Genomic DNA, 18,176 nt, shown 5'->3' with positions numbered 1-18,176 from the left:
ATCCTTAATTATATTAGACCAATACTTTTGTATTATTTAAAATCTCCCTCACTTCTGTTTTACAACTCCCACAACCTAAACCAGCTCCGGTACTACTACATAATTCGGTGAAATCTGTACAACCGGCCTGTATAGCTTCTTCAATATTACCATCGCCCACCTGACTACAAGAACAAATAAGTTTACCTTTTACAGGTACAGCATTGGAGGTGCCTCTTAATAAAGTGTTGCGTTTTTCAGACATCTCCATCTTGGTTTCAATCATAGTTTTAAATTCGGCAAATTCATTCTTATCCCCCATTAAAACGGCTCCAATTAAAAGATCATCTTTAACGATACACTTTTTATAATAACGCTTTTTAATATCTGTGAATATAATTTCTTCATAAGAATCATCATTTTCGGGAACACTTATATCTCCGATACTACATAAATTAAGGTCGTTAAACTTTAAAATATTCATTAATACTGAACCGTTATAAGCACAACTAATATCACCCGCAATAAAGTTTGCTAATATATTAGCCTGTTCCTCAGCTGCCGAAGTAATCCCGAATAACCTATTATTAAATTCGGCTATTTCACCAATAGCAAAAATATCTGGGTTAGACGACTGTAAATGCTGATTTACTTTAACACCTCGACTACATAAAATACCATTTTCTCGTGCTATTTCAACATTTGGAATCGTGCCTATAGCATATACAATAGCATTTGCCGTTAGTAACTTGCCACTCTTTAGTGTGATATTCAATTCACCCGTATCTTCATCATCGAATACCGTACTTACTTCATTATCAAAATATATCTGAATTCCACGCTCCTGAACATCTAAAGCCAATAATTTACTAGACACCTTATCCAACTGTCGCTCCATTAAGCGAGAAGCTCTTTGAATGATAGTAATTTTTACCTTTTTGTGTTTCATGGCGGCCGCTAACTCCAAACCTAACAAACCTCCCCCTACAATAACAACATGTTGTTCTTCAGGAGGCAATCCTGTAGCATTTAAATACGCTTTAAATTCATCGGCATCACGTTTGTTTCTCATAGTGAATCGCCCTGGTAAATCTATCTGAACATCTTTAGGAATAAAGGCTCTACTTCCTGTTGCCAGTATTAATTTATCGAAACTATGCTGTTCTCCATGACTATCGGTTACTATTTTATTCTCCTGATCGATATTAGAAATTTGTGTTTCAGGATGCACCTTTATATTGAGTTTATTAAGCTCTAATTTTTTAATTTTTAATAATTGTTCCCAGCTTAATTCTTCTGTAACATATTCGGGAAGTAATACTCTGTTGTAAAATAGATTTGGTTCTTTTGAGAATACATGAATTTCATCTAATTCGTTGTATTCACGATAATTTTGAACAAACCTAAAAGATGCCGCTCCTGCCCCAACTATAATGATTTTTTCAACAGGCTTTTTGTATCGTGTCACTGATACTCGCGTAAATTTAAAATCTGGCTCTTTCGATACCGGATCTACATGGGTATTCGTTAAATTATTTGCTCGATTTAAATCACTTTGTAACTGTTTTCCCCAGTGCATAGGTAAAAACACAACCCCTTTGGCTATATTATCTGTAACATTAGCTCTTACTCTTACAACCCCATTTTCACTTTTAATTTCGGTAATATCTCCATTTTTAATTTTACATAAATAGGCATCAACCGGATTAATTTCTAGAACCGGAGTCGGGTAATGTGTTTTTAAACGTGACACTTTACCAGTTTTCGTCATGGTATGCCATTGATCGCGAATCCTCCCCGTTGTTAATATTAACGGATAATCTTCATTAGGTTGCAATGAGGTATTTTCAACAGACGAAGGGATATTAAATATGGCCTTTTTAGAAGGCGTATAAAACTTTTTATCGGAAAATAATCTAGGCGTTCCAGTATGTCTGTATTCAGGTACTGGCCATTGGAATGTACCTTCACTTTTAAGTCGGTCGTAATTCAAAAAGGAAACATCAATATTTGTTCCTTTTGTCATAGCACAGTACTCATCATAAATTTCTTCGGCACTGCTATAGTTGAATCCTCGAAAGCCCATTCGCTGTGCAAAATCACAAAAAATCTCAACATCTGGTCTAGCTTCACCCGGAGCATTTAATTCTTTTGGTAAATAGGAAATACGGCGTTCTGAATTGGTCATAGTTCCTTCCTTTTCCAACCAGCCTGCGGCAGGCAAAACTAAATCTGCATAAGCTACGGTATCAGATTTATGCGAAATATCCTGAACTACCACAAATTTAGCATTTGCCATAGCTTTTTCAATACGATGTGTATTTGGTAAACTCACCAAGGGATTCGTACAGGCAATCCAAACAGCTTTTAATTTACCAGATTCTAAGGCGTCAAACATCTCGGTTGCCGTTAATCCTGGTTTTGGATTTATTTTTTCAACCCCCCAAAACTGTGCAACTTCACGGCGGTGCTCTTCATTCATTAAATCCTTATGAACCGCTAATAAATTAGCCATACCACCTACTTCTCGACCTCCCATGGCATTAGGTTGCCCCGTTAATGAAAATGGCCCGGAACCCGGTTTACCCACCTGACCCGTAATTAAAGACAGATTTAATAACGATACATTTTTATCGGTTCCCACTACACTTTGATTCAGTCCCATGGCCCACATACTGATAAAGCCCTTTGAAAGTCCAATGGTATCAGCTGCTTTTCTAATATCCTTTTCTGGAACTCCACACAATTTTGAAGCCTGTTTTACAGAGGTTTTATAAATTAAATCTTTATAAGCCTCAAAACCTTCGGTATGATTATTTATAAAATCTTCGTCTATTAAACCACGTTCATATATGCACCTTCCAATGGCATTATACAAAATCACATCGGTACCTGGAATAAGTTGTAAATGTATATCAGCGAAGTTAGCCGAATCGGTTTTACGCGGATCAATAACAATAATTTTTACATCCGGATTTTCTTCTTTATGTTTTTCAATGCGTCTGAATAAAATAGGATGACACCAGGCTGGGTTCGCTCCTGTGATTAAAAAACAATCGGCCAATTCAATATCGGCATAAGCAATTGGCACACTATCTTCTCCAAAAGTTTTTTTATAACCTACCACCGCCGAACTCATACATAAACGTGAATTGGTATCAATGTTATTGGTTCCTAAAAAGCCTTTAGTAAGTTTATTTGCTATATAATATTCTTCTGTTAAACTTTGTCCAGACACATAAAAAGCAACACTATCTGGACCATATTTTTTTATAATAGATTTAAAAACGCCTGCTGCTCTATCTAAAGCTTCATCCCAGCTTACGCGCTCCCTAGGGTGAGAACGGCTCCATCGCATTTCTGGATATAAAATCCTATCTGAAGTATCATTCACAACGTAGTGTAAATTCATTCCTTTAGAACACAACATTCCTTTATTAACCGGATGATCTTTATCGCCTTCAACTATAATCTTATCATTATGGTCTTTTTTAGCAATTATACCACATCCAACACCACAATAGGAACATGTTGTTTTTACTTCATTTTTTAACATCTTGACAACCGTTTTAATACTAATTAAGACATTTTAATAACACTAAACAAGCGCACTTTACTTTATTATTAATGCGATAAAAAAACCTCTAACAACCTACACTATTAAAAAAATTAATCACTTAAAATTAACTTTTCACTTTTATAGTAGCCAATTCGGGTGCAACATTAACATCTTCGTTAATAACTTCTTCTACATTTGAAAATTTAATAGCTAAAGATGCCATGCCTGCTAATATTACAAAAAAGCCAATAATAAAATATCCATTTGATACTGCATGTGAAGCCGCAATAGATTGTGCTGAATTTATTATATCTTCTCCTAATCCTTGATTAGCTAGAATAGCTGCTTTTTCAGCTGCTGCTGATTTAGATTTTAATAAGATTGCCGCTAAAAACGCTCCTACATTACCACCTGCACCTACTATACCTGACACGGACCCAATAGCTTTTTCATTTATAAATGGCACCACAGAAAAAGTTGCCCCCTCAGCCATTTGTACCGATAAACTAAATAAAATTAAGAAAATGAAGCCTATAATAATACTTGTAGTTGTTGAAAATGATATGAGCATAATTCCTTGAACGGTTAACATAAACGCTAAAAATAAAACGCGACCACGTACCCCTTTTAATTTTCCAAATTTATCACCAAAGAAACCTCCCAAAGTACGAGCAAATATATTCATCAAAGCAAATGATAACACTATATTTCCAGCGGTTATTCTTTCTAATTGAAAGGTATTTTGAAGATAGTCATCCATGGTTCCATACACGGTTAATTCAATACCAAAACAGGCAGCATACACAAAGAATAATATCCATGTTCTATAATCTTTAATAACTGTTAAAAATCCTTCCTGATCATTTTTCGTCGCAATAGTTTCCCCGGCCTCTTTTAGATCTTTAAAATTACCCTGTGGCGTATCCTGTGTAAAGAAGTAATAGACCAACCCCATAAAAAAACAAATAGTTCCAGCAACCACCATAGAATATCTCCAGGCTTCCGCGTCAGCTACTCCAAAACCAACAACTGCTGCCGCAATGATAGGCATTCCTAACCTATTAGCTCCACCTCCTAAATTACCCCATCCTGCCGAAGTTGCATTGGCAGTTCCAACAATATTTGAAGCAAACATTAAAGAAGTATGAACCTGAGTTATTACGAATGATGCCCCAATAAAACCAATAAATAACCGACAAATTAAAAATTGTAATGGTGTTTGAACCAACCCGCATAATATAACAGGAACAGCTCCCAACATTAGCAACCAAGTGTAACACAACCTTGGTCCGTACTTATCACACAATTTACCTATTAACAATCTGGCAAATACGGTGCCTGATACAGCCAAAATTATCGAATTCCATTTTTGCTCAGGAGTTAAACCTAAGTCTCGAACAACATCTGGCATAAAGGGTACAATTCCAAACCAAGCAAAAAAACACATAAAAAAAGAAATGGATGTAATCCAAAATATGCGTACTGGAATGGCTTTAAAATTTAATAAATTGAATTTGGTGGCCTTAAGTGAATCTGAATTTGTCATAATATTTACTTTTTCTGACTCAAAATTAAGTATAAATACTTAATTTATACGTATACCGAATACGTATTTTAAAATAAATACCACTTTGACAAATAATAAAATCCATTTTTAAGAATCTCTCAAAAATGGATTTAAATTATATATGAAATTAAAAGAATTATTTAAAAATAGGAATTCAATTATTTAATTTAAAGCGTATTTCTTTGCCTTATTACTTAGTTCCATAAGGTTTTTTACATCCATTTTCTTCATTAAATTAAATCGATGCACTTCTGCTGTACGCTTACTAATATTTAATTCCTCCGCTATATCCTTATTATTCTTTAATTGTAATACCAATTCCAAAATTTGCTTCTCACGTTTTGTTAAATGAAATGGGAGCTCAACCTCTTTGTTTTCAACAGGTTCTTCCTTAGACACATTACCATTCACAAAATTATTCATAATAATAGCAGATACATCTCCAGTAAAATACTTACCTCCTTCAGATATTTTACTTAAAGCTTTCAGAAACTCTTCTTTGCTCGCTCCTTTTAACAGATAACCATCGGCTCCAGCCTGAATAGCCTGAACCACATACTCTTCAGAATCGTGCATAGAAAGCACTAAGGTGTTAACATCAATATTATTTTTGGTTATTTCCCTCACCACTTCAATTCCCGTCATTTCAGGCATTCTAATATCTACAATAAGAACGTGTGGCTTTTGTCTTTTAATTACCTCTAATGCCTCTTTACCATTCGAAGCCTCATCTATTACAGCAATACCTACCTGATCTTCTAAAAGTGCCTTGATACCATCTCTCACTAAAACATGGTCGTCTGCTAAAACTACATTAATCATAATTACAATTGGATTTATAGTAACAAAAATAAGAATTTTAAGTATCTCTACGTATTCTTAGATTGGAATATTAAGAGTTACACGTGTCCCTTTATCAACTTCTGAATGAAGAAACAGTCTACCATCTATGTATTTTATACGTTCACGCATAAAGGTCATGCCCATTCCTCCGTCGCCCTTTTTAATTTTTTTAACCTTACTCGGCTCAAACCCCTTACCGTTATCATCGATAACAATACTAAGTATATTCTCCCTATGTGAAATAGACACTAAAATATGTGTTGAATTGGCATATTTTATAGCGTTATTAATTGCCTCTTGTACAATACGATAAATATTAATTTCCACTAAAGAATCTAGACGGTTATTAAAATCGGTTTTATTAAATAACATGATATTCTTACCTGTAAGCCTAGCCAACTCCTGAGTTAATTTGGTTATTGCCGGAACAATGCCATGGTCTGATAATTCTGGGGGCGTTAAATTAAACGTAGCCGTCCTTACCCCTTTAATAATATCTAAAGTGAGGTTTTTTAAATGTTCAATTTTCTTATTTGTTTTTTCTACATCACTAGTATCAATACTTTCCAGATTATACTTTAACCCGGTTAACATCTGCCCAATACCATCATGAACATCTTTAGCAATACGATTCTGCTCCTTTTCCTGATTTTCAATAATCTTACTGGAGATAACTTTTTGCTGACTCATCTTTTCTTCAAAGCTCTGCTTTGTGAGGCGTTCAATCTCTAATTGCGCCGCTTTTCTTGAGCTGATATCTGATGCTATAACTAACAATTCAGATCGGTCATCGGTCGGGTTAAAAGGAATCATAGACATTTCAAGCCAAACATTGGTCTGGTCTTTGGTGGTAGCTTTAAGCTCACCTTGCCAACCTGTTTTTTTATACTTAGAGATTAAATTCTCTATATTCTCTCGTTCATTTTCATGAATAGAAAGTACCTCCGACAAATGTGTATTTACACTAAACCTTGAAAACTTGAAGAGTTTAGAAAATTTCTTCCCCATATGAATTAAAGCCCCATTTTGAGTGATCCTGGCAAACAACAAGGTTTCATCCATGGCATAACTCAACGCCCGTAATTCTTTAATAGATTTCTCCTTAGCGGCACTTAATTCATCCGCATCAATAGCCATTTGTTTAGCGCGTTTTTCGGCATCTAACAATTCTGCTAATGTAACCTTAACTGTTTTTGCTGCTGGCCAGAAAATAAATAAAAATTCACCTAATAAAATCAGTAATGTTAAGGCAGTTAATAGTAATTCTAAATTCCCTAATCTGCTTACTTTTTCATCGGCTTCTAAATCGTACAAATTAACGATGTCATCCATTTTTAATAGAAAATGCCCCTCGTTAGCTTTTACGACATTAATATCGCCAATAAACGATTCCATTGGAAGCGACGGCTGATTTTCTAACTTTTCAATAATAGACTTTGAGGCCTTACTTATTTTATTGAAGGTTGGATTTAATTCCTCGAATTTTTTCTGAACTAGAACACTGTTTTTACCTGGAACTCCCAAGCTATCATTCCCTTTTTGTAAAGCATTATGAGAACTTTCCCAAACTTTAAGTGTTTTTTTTATACTATCTTTTATCTCTAAGCGTTCTGCATTGTTAGTCGCCCCAGTTAATGTCACGATTTCCTTCGTTAACTTCTGACTCAGCATTCGTTGACGCCCTGCTACATTAATAACTGTAGAATCATTCTGCTGAGATTTTAGGTGTCGGCGCACTAATAATTGACTGACTAAAACAGAAAATGCAATAGTACTTAGAGCAATGATATACAAACGGCGTAGTTTATCAAAAGTGCGTTGATCTAATGAATTATTACCGTTTTTACTCATACTTTAAATAAATTATGAAATGGCTTTATTAACTAAATCGAGGCTTTTATTGGAAAATTTAATTTTTAAAGCTTCCTCATGACCTTCTTCAGACATTTTCTTCCAGGTTTTCTGAAGTATATCAATTATCTTATCATCATCATGTTTAGCCGCAAACTCCTCAAAATAGTAATCTAGAAACACCAAACAAATAACATCTTCAATGGCTTGGCTTTCTTCATTTTTCTTAATGAGTTTTTTATTTATTAAAAATGAAACGCGTTCGATAAACTCATCTTCATACCCTACTTCTTTTAAAATTTCTGCCGTAATTTCCGCATGCATCTTTTTTAAAGTTTCACGCCATTTTAAATAGCCAACACGATCCATTGGGTATTCGTCTCTGGCAATTTTCCATCTACAAATATGTTGAGCCCGTGCAGCGATTTGAAGAGCTCTGGAAGCATTGGGTTTAAACTGGAGTAATTTTCGGGTCATTCGCTGTGAGTACAACAACTCCTTTGGATACTCAATTCCAAACACTTGATAGGTGTTTATATCTTCTGAATTTTTTTTATCTATTAAGGCTATAGCTGTTTCAAATCTTGTTGGCTTCATTATGTATTTAGTAAAAGTTAATCTGAAAAGCCAATATACACATTTTCATCTTCAACTTTTACAGGATATACCGCAATTTTTAAATCGTCACCACCCAAATTAGAACCATCTTCTAGAGAAAAATTCTTTTTATGCATGGGACAAGCCACTTTAGCTATCCCTTCTTTATCACCAATCATTCCTAGAGACAAAACCATTTCCATTTTATGAGGACATAAATTTTGACAGGCATACCATTTACCCTTTCTCACAAAATTGTAAACCGCAATTTGTTTGGTTTTATATTTTATACAAGCCCCACTGTTTTCCGGAAAATCTGATACGACTCCTACGTTAAACCATGTACTTACTTGGTTTTCTGAAACTGAATTATATTGTTCTAATATGTCTTGCATTTTTAAAGATTTTATGAATTTATAATTACCAAGCTTTAGGCATTTTTTGATCTCTCATTGGAACAAAAACTAAATTATCGTCGGTATCGTCTGAGTTTACGAAGTGCCTGAATCGTTTTCTCATGTTTGGATCTTCAACGGCTTGCTTCCATTCACATTCGTATTTATTTACAAGCCCCTGCATTTCGTTTTCTAAATCTTCAGCTATTCCTAAAGAATCTTCAATAACTACCCTTTTAAGATATTCTATACCGCCATCTAACTTATCTAACCAAGGGGCTGTTCTAACTAACGGGCCTGCTGTTCTTAAATAAAACATTAAAAATCTATCTAAGTATTTTATCGCGGTTGCATCATCTAATTGTTCTGCAAATAACACGGCATGTTTTGGTGTAGCACCTCCATTACCACATACATATAAATTCCAACCACCATCTACAGCAATCAATCCGAAGTCTTTACCCCGAGCTTCAGCACATTCCCTGATACATCCAGAAACGCCTCCTTTTAGTTTATGTGGTGAACGCAGACCTTTATATCTATTTTCAATTTCTATAGCAAAGGTTACACTTTCATGCATGCCATAACGACACCAGGTAGAACCGACACAGCTTTTTACCGTTCTAAGTGACTTACCATAAGCATGTCCACTTTCGAAACCTGCCGCAATTAATTCTTCCCAAATTAGAGGCAACTCTTGTAACTGCGCCCCAAACAAATCAATTCTTTGTCCTCCTGTTATTTTTGTATATAAATCGTATTTTTTTGCAACCTCTCCTAATACAATGAGTTTATCAGGTGTAATTTCACCACCAGCAACTCTAGGCACTACAGAATAGGTTCCATTTCTTTGAATATTTGCTAAAAATCTATCGTTAGTATCCTGAATAGCCACTTGCTTATTAGGTGTTTCCATAGTTATAGTCGCGAAAATAGATGCTAATGCTGGTTTACAAATTTCACAACCATCACCATCACCAAATAAGTTTAAGGCTTCATCGTAATCTTTAACCTGATTTACTTTTACCAAATCGTACAACTCCTGTCTGTTAAAACTAAAGTGTTCACAGATAGTTTCTTTTACTTCTTTACCTAGGGATTTTAAAGTTTCATTTACAAGGTCGACCACCATAGGTTTACAACCGCCACAGCCCGTTGTTGCCTTAGTAGCACCAACGACATCTCCTAAATTATTACTAACACCATCGGTAATAGAACAACATATATCACCTTTACTTACACTTTCACATGAACAAATTTGTGCAGTATCTGGAAGGTCCATGGCACTTCCAAAAGAAGCGCCACCTTCACTTGTTGGTAAAATGAGCTGAGCGGGGTTTTTCGGTATTGCCATACCATTCAGGCATATTTGATGCAACATATTATAATCGGCTGCATCACCAACCAAAATTCCTCCTAATAATTTTTCACCGTCATGACTAACGTTTATTCGTTTATATAAATGCTGTGTTTTATCTTCAAAAATTATAGAATGTCCTTTGGTGGCAGGCATAAAAGGATCTCCAAAACTTGCGACATCTACCCCAATTAATTTAAGTTTGGTAGACATATCGATATCGGCTGGCATAAAACTATCGGTTTTACCTAAAATTTGATCGACTGCAATTCCGGCCATATCATAGCCAGGCGCCACTAACCCATAAATCATTTGATTATACAATGCCACTTCTCCAATAGCGTAAATATGAGCATCTGAAGTTTGCATTTTATTGTTTACCACTATACCACCACGCGTACCCATTTCTAAATCACAAGTTCTTGCTAATTCGTCTCTCGGACGAATTCCTGCAGAAATAATAAGCATATCTACATCTAATACATCATCCTCCCCGAATTCCATGGCTATAATTGCTTTATCACCTAATATTTGATTAGTTGCTTTGCTAAGATGAATATTTAATCCGATCGTTTCCAATTTCAGTTTTAAAACCTGACTACTTCTAGAATCTAATTGCCTAGGCATTAATTTAGGTGCAAATTCAACAATATGCGGCTCTAACCCCATATCTAACACTGCTTTTCCCGCTTCTAGACCGAGTAATCCTCCACCTAAAACCGCAGCCTTCGCATTTGGGTTGACCTCACGTAATTTTGCGGCATATTCCAGCATATCCTCTAAGTCTTCAATCGTTCTGTAAACAAAAACCCCCTCTTTTTCAACACCTTTAATTGGAGGTACAAAGGGAGAAGATCCTGTAGCTAAAACTAAATAATCGTAAAAGTAAGTTTCTTTATTTGCCGAAATAACCGATTTAGTTTCCCTGTTAATAGAGGTTATTCTGGCATTCGTTATTAGTTCTATATTATTTACATCATACCAACTTCTTGGTGCCATTTCTAAAGATTTTGCATCCTGGTTTTCAAAATACTCACTTAAATGCACACGATCGTATGCTGGTCTTGGTTCTTCACCAAAAACGGTAATTTTAAAAGCTTCGTTTCCTGAACTTGCTACAAACTTTTCACAAAATTTGTAACCAACCATACCATTACCGACAACAATAATATTCCTCATAACTACGTATTTTACATTACAAACATAATTATAAACTACGTAATTATACTTATTTTTATCATTGAAATATCTAAATTCAGTGCATTATTACCAAAATCACAAATTGAAATATCATTTTCTACGTATTAAATAAAATTATTATACCAGAAATATGAAAGAATAAGGATTATGAAATTTTATGCACCGTAATAATGACACTTTTTGAAGCTGGTGTCTTGGCTGTATGAGCAAAACTATCTAACGGCACTAAGATATTAGATTCTGGAAAATAGGTAGCACAACAATTTTTGGGAATGTCGTAAGGTATTACCTTAAAATTATGAGCCTCACGTGTAACACCTTTAAATATTGATTTTAAACGTACAACTTCTTCAGCCTCTAGATTTCTCATTTTCATATCATCCCGATTCATAAAAATTATGCGTCTTTCATTGAATATACCACGATACCTATCATTTAACCCATAAATTGTTGTATTAAACTGGTCATGACTCCGAATAGTCATCATAATTAACTCTTCATTTTTAAGCTTCCATTCGGGTAATTTATTAATAGAAAAATTGGCTTTTCGCGTTGAGGTATTAAATTTCCTAAAACGCGCCCCATTAGGAAGATAAAACCCAGATGGATTATACAGTCTATTATTATAATCTTCAAAACCGGTTACGACCTCAGCAATATCATCTCGAACCAATTTATAATTATCTCTATAAGCCAACCAATTAACTTTAGAGCTTGAACCCAAGGTTGCATGAGCAATACCACAAACTACAGCGACTTCACTAAGTAACTTATCGGAACATGGCTCTAAAACACCCTTCGTAGAAGTAACTACTCCCATAGAGTTTTCAACACTTTGAATTTGCAAACCTGTTTTCTGATAATCCTTCTCCGAACGACCTAAACATGGTAAGATAAGCGCTTCTTTACCTGTTACTAAATGTGAACGATTTAATTTCGTACTTACGTGAACCGTGAGATTGCAATTGGACATAGCTTCGGCAGCATATAAAGTGTCCGGAACTGCTGAAATAAAATTTCCTCCAAGGCCAAAAAACACCTTTGCTTTTTTCTCGTGCATGGCGCGAATAGCATCAATTACTGAATAACCATGTTTTTTTGATGGTTTAAAACCGTATTTAGCTTCAATTTTATCTAAAAAGGCCTGAGGTGCCGACTCCCATATACCTACGGTACGATCACCTTGAACATTAGAATGTCCACGAACAGGACAGGTACCCGCTCCCTCTTTACCTACACTACCCTTTAATAATAACAAGTTCACCAACTCACGTATATTATCTACGGCATTTTCATGTTGGGTTAATCCCATAGCCCAACAAATAATAATCTTATCATTATTAAGTATTAAATGAAAAACGTCATCGAAGATTTCCTCAGATACCCCAGAGGCTTTTAAGCAATCATTAAAATTATATCGGTTTAAATCTTCTATAAAAGATTCGTAACCCGCTGTATGATTATCGATAAATTCCCAATCAAACACAGAACCTCGTACATTTTCCAATTCCAACAACCTTAACAAAATAGCCTTAAAAAAAGCCACATCACCATTAATAGTTATTGGCACGAAAACATCTGCTATTTTAGTACCACCAGTTAATAGCTTAAAAGGATTTTGTGGGTTAGTAAACTTTATTAAACCGGCTTCCGGAAGTGGATTTATTGCTACAATTTTTCCACCATTTTGATTACACTTTTCCAACGCCGTAAGCATTCTTGGGTGATTGGTTCCCGGATTCTGTCCAACAACTAATACCAATTCTGCTTTGTACAAATCATCTAAAGTCACCGACCCTTTACCAATCCCTAAAGTTTCAGACAAAGCCTTTCCAGATGCTTCATGACACATGTTTGAGCAATCAGGTAAATTTGAAGTTCCAAACTCTCTCACAAATAATTGATACAAAAAAGCAGCCTCATTGGTTGTTCTCCCGGAAGTGTAAAAAACAGCCTCGTCGGGTGAATCTAAAGTATTCAATTGCGTTGCAACCTTTTTAAAAGCCTCTTCCCATGATATCGCCTTGTAATGTGAAGCACCTTCCGATAAATACATAGGCTGAGCCAATCGTCCCGATTTTCCTATTTCAAAATCTGTCCATTGAGCTAATTGATCAACAGAATGCTCCGCAAAAAAATCAGAACCGATAGTTTTATTCTGTGCTTCTTCAGCAATAGCCTTTAATCCATTTTCACAGAACTCACCCAATGAAGAGCGATCATCATCTGGATCTGGCCAAGCACATCCCGGACAATCAAATCCACCTTTTTGATTTATTTTTGAAGTTAGCCTGAACACTTCATTCAAATTCATATATTTTGAAACCTGAGTAACTGCCGATGCTAAAGCAGCTAAACCCGCACTGTTTTTGGGTGGTCTCTTAAATTTTAATTTTGTAAAACCTTCCGGTGTTTTGGCTTTATCTTGGGCAGAAGAACTCATATTACTTTAAAAATTGCGCTTTATAGGCTGCTTTATATTCGGTTTGAGTATCCAAATCTATGTTTTTAGTCCCACCAAATAAAATTTTCACCTTCGATTCGTGAGCCTTTAAAATCTGTTTAGCACCAATATCACCATTCAAAGCTTCTAATTCTTTAAAATAAATGGCATCAAACAACACAGGAACTCCTTTTTCTCCATCAATATAAGATGTTGCTAAAATTTGGTCTTTATGAGATTCAAACAAACTCATCATATGTTCTAAGTAATTTGAAGTGATAAACGGCTGATCAGCTAAAAGAAACAAAACGCCATCAAATTTCAATATCGAATCATTAATCTGTTTTACCGCTTTTGAGATAGAGCTTCCTAATCCTATTTCCCAGTCCAGATTATTTATAATCTCTACCGGATAGTTTTCAACCTTTCTCCTTAAAGTTTCATAATTTGCTCCTAAAACCACAAAAACATATTTAGGACGAACTTCAAGAGCTGTTTCAATAGCATGTTCTAATAAGGTAAAATCTCCCCAAGCCAACAATTGCTTGGGTTCACCCATGCGCTTAGAACCTCCTGCTGCTAATACAACCAGAGCTATTTTTGAAATTTTATTCATGGTTTATTTTAACTTCGAATGAATCTTCCCAGATTTTTCCCGAAGCGAATAGGTCGCTCTTTTTCTAGTTACTGCTAATATTTCAGAAACTATAGAAAGCGCTATTTCTTCAGGAGTTTCTGAACCAATATCGATTCCGGCAGGTCCATAAATAACTTCCAGAAAATCATCTGAAACATCAGGACAATACTCTATGAATTGGGACAACAAATCATCACGTCGTCTTGACGATCCCAGCAATCCTATATAATTCGGCATCGATGCTCTCAATGCTACCAAATAGCGTAAATCTATTGCAAAATTATGTGTCATTAATACTATAGCTGTTTGCTTATCAATATTCAATGAACCGATATCTTCTGGAACCATAATCTCCATAAAGTTAATTCCCGGAAAATGTTCAGGTGTTTTTAATTCATTCGTTCTGGCAACGACAGTAACTTCCCAACCTGTCAATAAAGCATATTGCGATAACTTAACCGCATCGTGTTCAGCTCCAATAATAAGTAACTTAAAACAAGGTAGCATCTCCTGTTTAAACCATTCTAACTGGCTTTTGTCATCATTAAAAACATGATTTGCATCAATTGAATATGACAGATCATTTAACGCTATTTCTGACCCCAAACCTTTAAACACGCCTTCCTGCCTTTTATAATATGAGGAAATCGTAAAAGAGCTCCTGTTTTCAATACAATTAAAAAAAGCTTCTTTAAAACCTGCACTAGGATTAAAAGGTTCTAATAAAATATACAACACCCCTTCGCAGCCCAGACGATAACGTCCGTCATAAGTCATCATTTTTGACAGACCTGTTTCAAAAACACTTTGGGATTCGCGATACACTTCCTTTTCAACACAGCCTCCGCTTACAGCACCTTTCCACACTCCTTTGTTATTTAATAACATTCTAACGCCAGGCCGTCGGTATGAAGAGCCATCTAAATCAACCACCGTTGCTAAGACCGTTTTTAAACCTTGATTTTCCCAAGCGATAGCTGTTTCAACCAGCGTTTTGAATTCGTGTGTCATAAATAATTTTATTAATTCATCTGATTTCTTAACCCTTTACAGACTTAAAAGACATAAATGGCTGGTGATAATGTCTCTCTCCGGTAGCCTGATACAATGCATTTGCCAAAGCTCCGATAGCCGGTGGCAATCCGGGTTCTCCGAGCCCTGTGGGGTCAATATCATTTTCAACAAAAAACACCTCAATTGCTTCTGGTGCCTGAGAATGACGTATTAATCGGTATTGATTAAAATTACTTTCCTGTGTTGCACCATCTTTAAATGTTAACTGACTGTACATGGCATGACCTACACCATCTATTACACCACCTTGAACCATATTTTTAGCAGCATCGCGATTAACCACAATACCGCAATCTACAGCACACCAAACCTTCTTTATCTTAGGTGTATTCTTTTCCATAGCGATATCGATAACTTCCGCTACATAACTATTATGACAATAATAGGCCGCAACACCACGATGAATTCCTGGCATTTCTTGGCCCCAATTCGATTTTTCTTTTACCAACTTTAAAACACCTGCGTAACGTTGCGCATCATAATCATTTCGGTTTCCAATGGGATTAGAAATTGCTCTATCGAATAATTCCAGTCTAAACTCTATAGGATCTTTTTCTGCTAATTCAGCTACCTCATCTAAAAACGATTGCTCTGCTCCTGCAGTAAAATGCGATCGTGGTGCACGCCAGGCGCCTGTGGTAATATTAGTTTTTGTACTCGCTTTTTCTGCCAGGTAATTTTCTACGGTTCCCGCCGGAAAACGATTTTCAAACACTGGACTTTCAGGCAAACCGGTACCTTTAACTGAAAACGCTATTAAATTGTTATTTTCATCTAATCCAGCTTTATACGTTGCCAAATATGCCGGTCGGTAAGTGCCTTGTGTCATATCGTCTTCACGTGTATATATTAACTTCACAGGCGCACCTATTTTTTTTGATATTGCAGCAGCTTCTACTCCAAAATGCACATATAAACGTCTTCCAAAACCTCCACCCATGCGCGTCATATTTACAGTAACGTCTTCAATAGGTAATCCTAATAATTTAGACACCGAACCCTCTAAAGCCTGAGGTGTTTGCGTTGGCCCAACTAATTCTGCCGATGTTTCGGTAACATGCGCAAAAAAGTTCATCGGTTCCATGGTATTATGTGGTAAAAAAGGAGCACTATAGGTGCGTTCTATAACCTTCGCTGCTTTTTTAAATGCGGCAGCTGGATCCCCATCTTTTCGACTCTCACGCATTTCTGAAGCCAAAGATGCTTCCATACGCTTCATGTGCATTTCTGAATCTTCCAATTCGCTTACCTGTTCCCAATTGACTTTTAATGCTTTTTTCGCTTTCATGAGTTGCCAAGTCGATTTCCCAACGATTGCAACCAATTGCAAAAATCCTTTTTCATCAAAATATCCAGGTTCAGGCACTGTAATATCAACTATAAATGCATTGCTCACACCAGACATAGCTTTAATTTCAGCTTCATTAAAATCTTTTACCTTCATACCAAATGCAGGCGGATGCTGAATCATTGCTAATTGCATACCTTCTCTTTGAAAATCTAATCCGAATAAAGGCTTACCGGTAACTATATTTTTACCATCAACATTTTTAACACTTGTAGAAATAAGCTTAAAATCTTTAATATCTTTTAGTTCAACCACTTCAGGCACTTCGATACCTACCGCTTTTGAAGCAATATCGCCATAACCCATGGTGCGTTCACCACTTATTTCTTTAATAATACCATTGGCAACCGTTAAGGCTGTAACCTCCACACCCAACTCTTTAGCCGTAGCTTCAAGTAACATCCTTCTGGCTGTAGCCCCTGCCATACGCAAAGGATTCCAACCTTTTCGAATGGATTGGCTTCCTCCAGCTATCTGATTATTATAAAACCCTGTGTTCAAAGGCGCTTGCTCAACCATAACATTTTCCCAATTAACATCAAGCTCTTCGGCTACTATCATAGGCATAGAAGTTCTTACATTCTGACCAATTTCTGGGTTTGGCGAGTAAATAGTTACCAAACCGGTATCGCCTATTTTTATATAACCATTTATATCGAACCACTCGTTTGGAATTGCTAAAGCTTCATTATTTTTACCTTCCGAAACACATCCGGTTAACCAACTAAATCCAATGAGCATACCTCCTCCGGCAGCAGCAGATATTTTCAAAAATGAACGACGATTATATTGTGTTTGAATTTTTGTCATGAGGTCTGCTTTTATTGATTAGATGCTGTTTTAATAGCTTGCTTGATTCTTACATAGGTACCACATCGGCAAATGTTTCCGTTCATGGCATTATCAATATCGTTATCTGTCGGCTTCGGATTCTCTGCTAACAACGCAGCTGCATTCATAATTTGTCCACTTTGGCAATAACCACATTGCGAAACATCGTGCTCTAACCACGCCTTTTGCACCGGATGATCACCATCTTCAGATAAGCCTTCAATAGTTGTAATTTCAGATTTACCAATAGCAGATACTGCTATTAAACAACTACGCACAGCGGCACCTTCAAAATGCACAGTACACGCCCCACATTGGCCAATACCGCATCCAAATTTCGTTCCAAGAAGATGTAATTCATCTCGCAATACCCATAGTAATGGAGTATCATCGGCTACATTAACCTTATAAGAAGTTCCGTTAATGCGTAATTTATAATCAGGCATATTAATTTGTATTAAGTTAAAAGGTTGTTTGTTTTGGCTAAAACCAATT

General features: G+C 35.9%; 12 protein-coding genes. All 12 read right to left on the bottom strand.

Features of this window, described 5'->3' with window-relative positions:
* Positions 1-13 precede the first annotated feature (13 nt).
* Positions 14-3,535 carry a nitrate reductase gene (locus H611_RS0105060; protein ID WP_027137336.1) on the bottom strand — a complete coding sequence of 1,174 codons (3,522 nt, stop codon included), beginning with the start codon at positions 3,533-3,535 and terminating at the stop codon, positions 14-16.
* A gap of 127 nt (positions 3,536-3,662) precedes the next feature.
* Positions 3,663-5,084 carry an MFS transporter gene (locus tag H611_RS0105055; protein ID WP_027137335.1) on the bottom strand — a complete coding sequence of 474 codons (1,422 nt, stop codon included), beginning with the start codon at positions 5,082-5,084 and terminating at the stop codon, positions 3,663-3,665.
* A gap of 183 nt (positions 5,085-5,267) precedes the next feature.
* Complete coding sequence (locus H611_RS0105050) at positions 5,268-5,927, bottom strand: response regulator transcription factor (RefSeq protein WP_035483469.1); 660 nt, start codon at positions 5,925-5,927, stop codon at positions 5,268-5,270.
* A 57-nt stretch (positions 5,928-5,984) separates the two neighbouring features.
* A complete protein-coding gene (locus H611_RS0105045) occupies positions 5,985-7,799 on the bottom strand; it encodes a sensor histidine kinase (RefSeq protein ID WP_027137333.1) in 1,815 nt (604 codons plus the stop codon).
* A gap of 12 nt (positions 7,800-7,811) precedes the next feature.
* Positions 7,812-8,396: a DUF4202 domain-containing protein gene (locus H611_RS0105040; protein ID WP_027137332.1), complete on the bottom strand. Its 585-nt coding sequence runs from the start codon at positions 8,394-8,396 to the stop codon at positions 7,812-7,814.
* A gap of 17 nt (positions 8,397-8,413) precedes the next feature.
* The gene (gene nirD / locus H611_RS0105035) at positions 8,414-8,791 is read right to left on the bottom strand and encodes a nitrite reductase small subunit NirD (protein WP_027137331.1); all 378 of its coding nucleotides are present in this window, start codon (positions 8,789-8,791) and stop codon (positions 8,414-8,416) included.
* A gap of 25 nt (positions 8,792-8,816) precedes the next feature.
* The gene (gene nirB, locus H611_RS0105030; protein ID WP_027137330.1) at positions 8,817-11,327 is read right to left on the bottom strand and encodes a nitrite reductase large subunit NirB; all 2,511 of its coding nucleotides are present in this window, start codon (positions 11,325-11,327) and stop codon (positions 8,817-8,819) included.
* Positions 11,328-11,493: 166 nt separating this feature from the next.
* Positions 11,494-13,791 (bottom strand): FdhF/YdeP family oxidoreductase, encoded by a 2,298-nt coding sequence (locus H611_RS0105025; RefSeq protein WP_027137329.1) that lies wholly within the window; start codon positions 13,789-13,791, stop codon positions 11,494-11,496.
* 1 nt (position 13,792) lies between these two features.
* Positions 13,793-14,407 carry a nucleotidyltransferase family protein gene (locus H611_RS0105020; protein WP_027137328.1) on the bottom strand — a complete coding sequence of 205 codons (615 nt, stop codon included), beginning with the start codon at positions 14,405-14,407 and terminating at the stop codon, positions 13,793-13,795.
* A gap of 3 nt (positions 14,408-14,410) precedes the next feature.
* Positions 14,411-15,439, bottom strand: coding sequence for an XdhC family protein (locus tag H611_RS0105015; RefSeq protein ID WP_027137327.1), 1,029 nt, complete (start codon positions 15,437-15,439; stop codon positions 14,411-14,413).
* A gap of 28 nt (positions 15,440-15,467) precedes the next feature.
* Positions 15,468-17,660 (bottom strand): molybdopterin cofactor-binding domain-containing protein, encoded by a 2,193-nt coding sequence (locus H611_RS0105010; protein WP_027137326.1) that lies wholly within the window; start codon positions 17,658-17,660, stop codon positions 15,468-15,470.
* 11 nt (positions 17,661-17,671) lie between these two features.
* Positions 17,672-18,127, bottom strand: a complete 456-nt coding sequence (locus H611_RS0105005) for a (2Fe-2S)-binding protein (RefSeq protein ID WP_027137325.1) — start codon at positions 18,125-18,127, stop codon at positions 17,672-17,674.
* Positions 18,128-18,176 lie beyond the last annotated feature (49 nt).

This window comes from Gaetbulibacter saemankumensis DSM 17032 (genome assembly GCF_000425645.1).
In the GTDB taxonomy this organism is placed as follows: domain Bacteria; phylum Bacteroidota; class Bacteroidia; order Flavobacteriales; family Flavobacteriaceae; genus Gaetbulibacter; species Gaetbulibacter saemankumensis.
The sequence above is the reverse complement of the archived record's forward strand: the minus strand, read 5'-3'. Positions and strand labels throughout refer to the sequence as shown.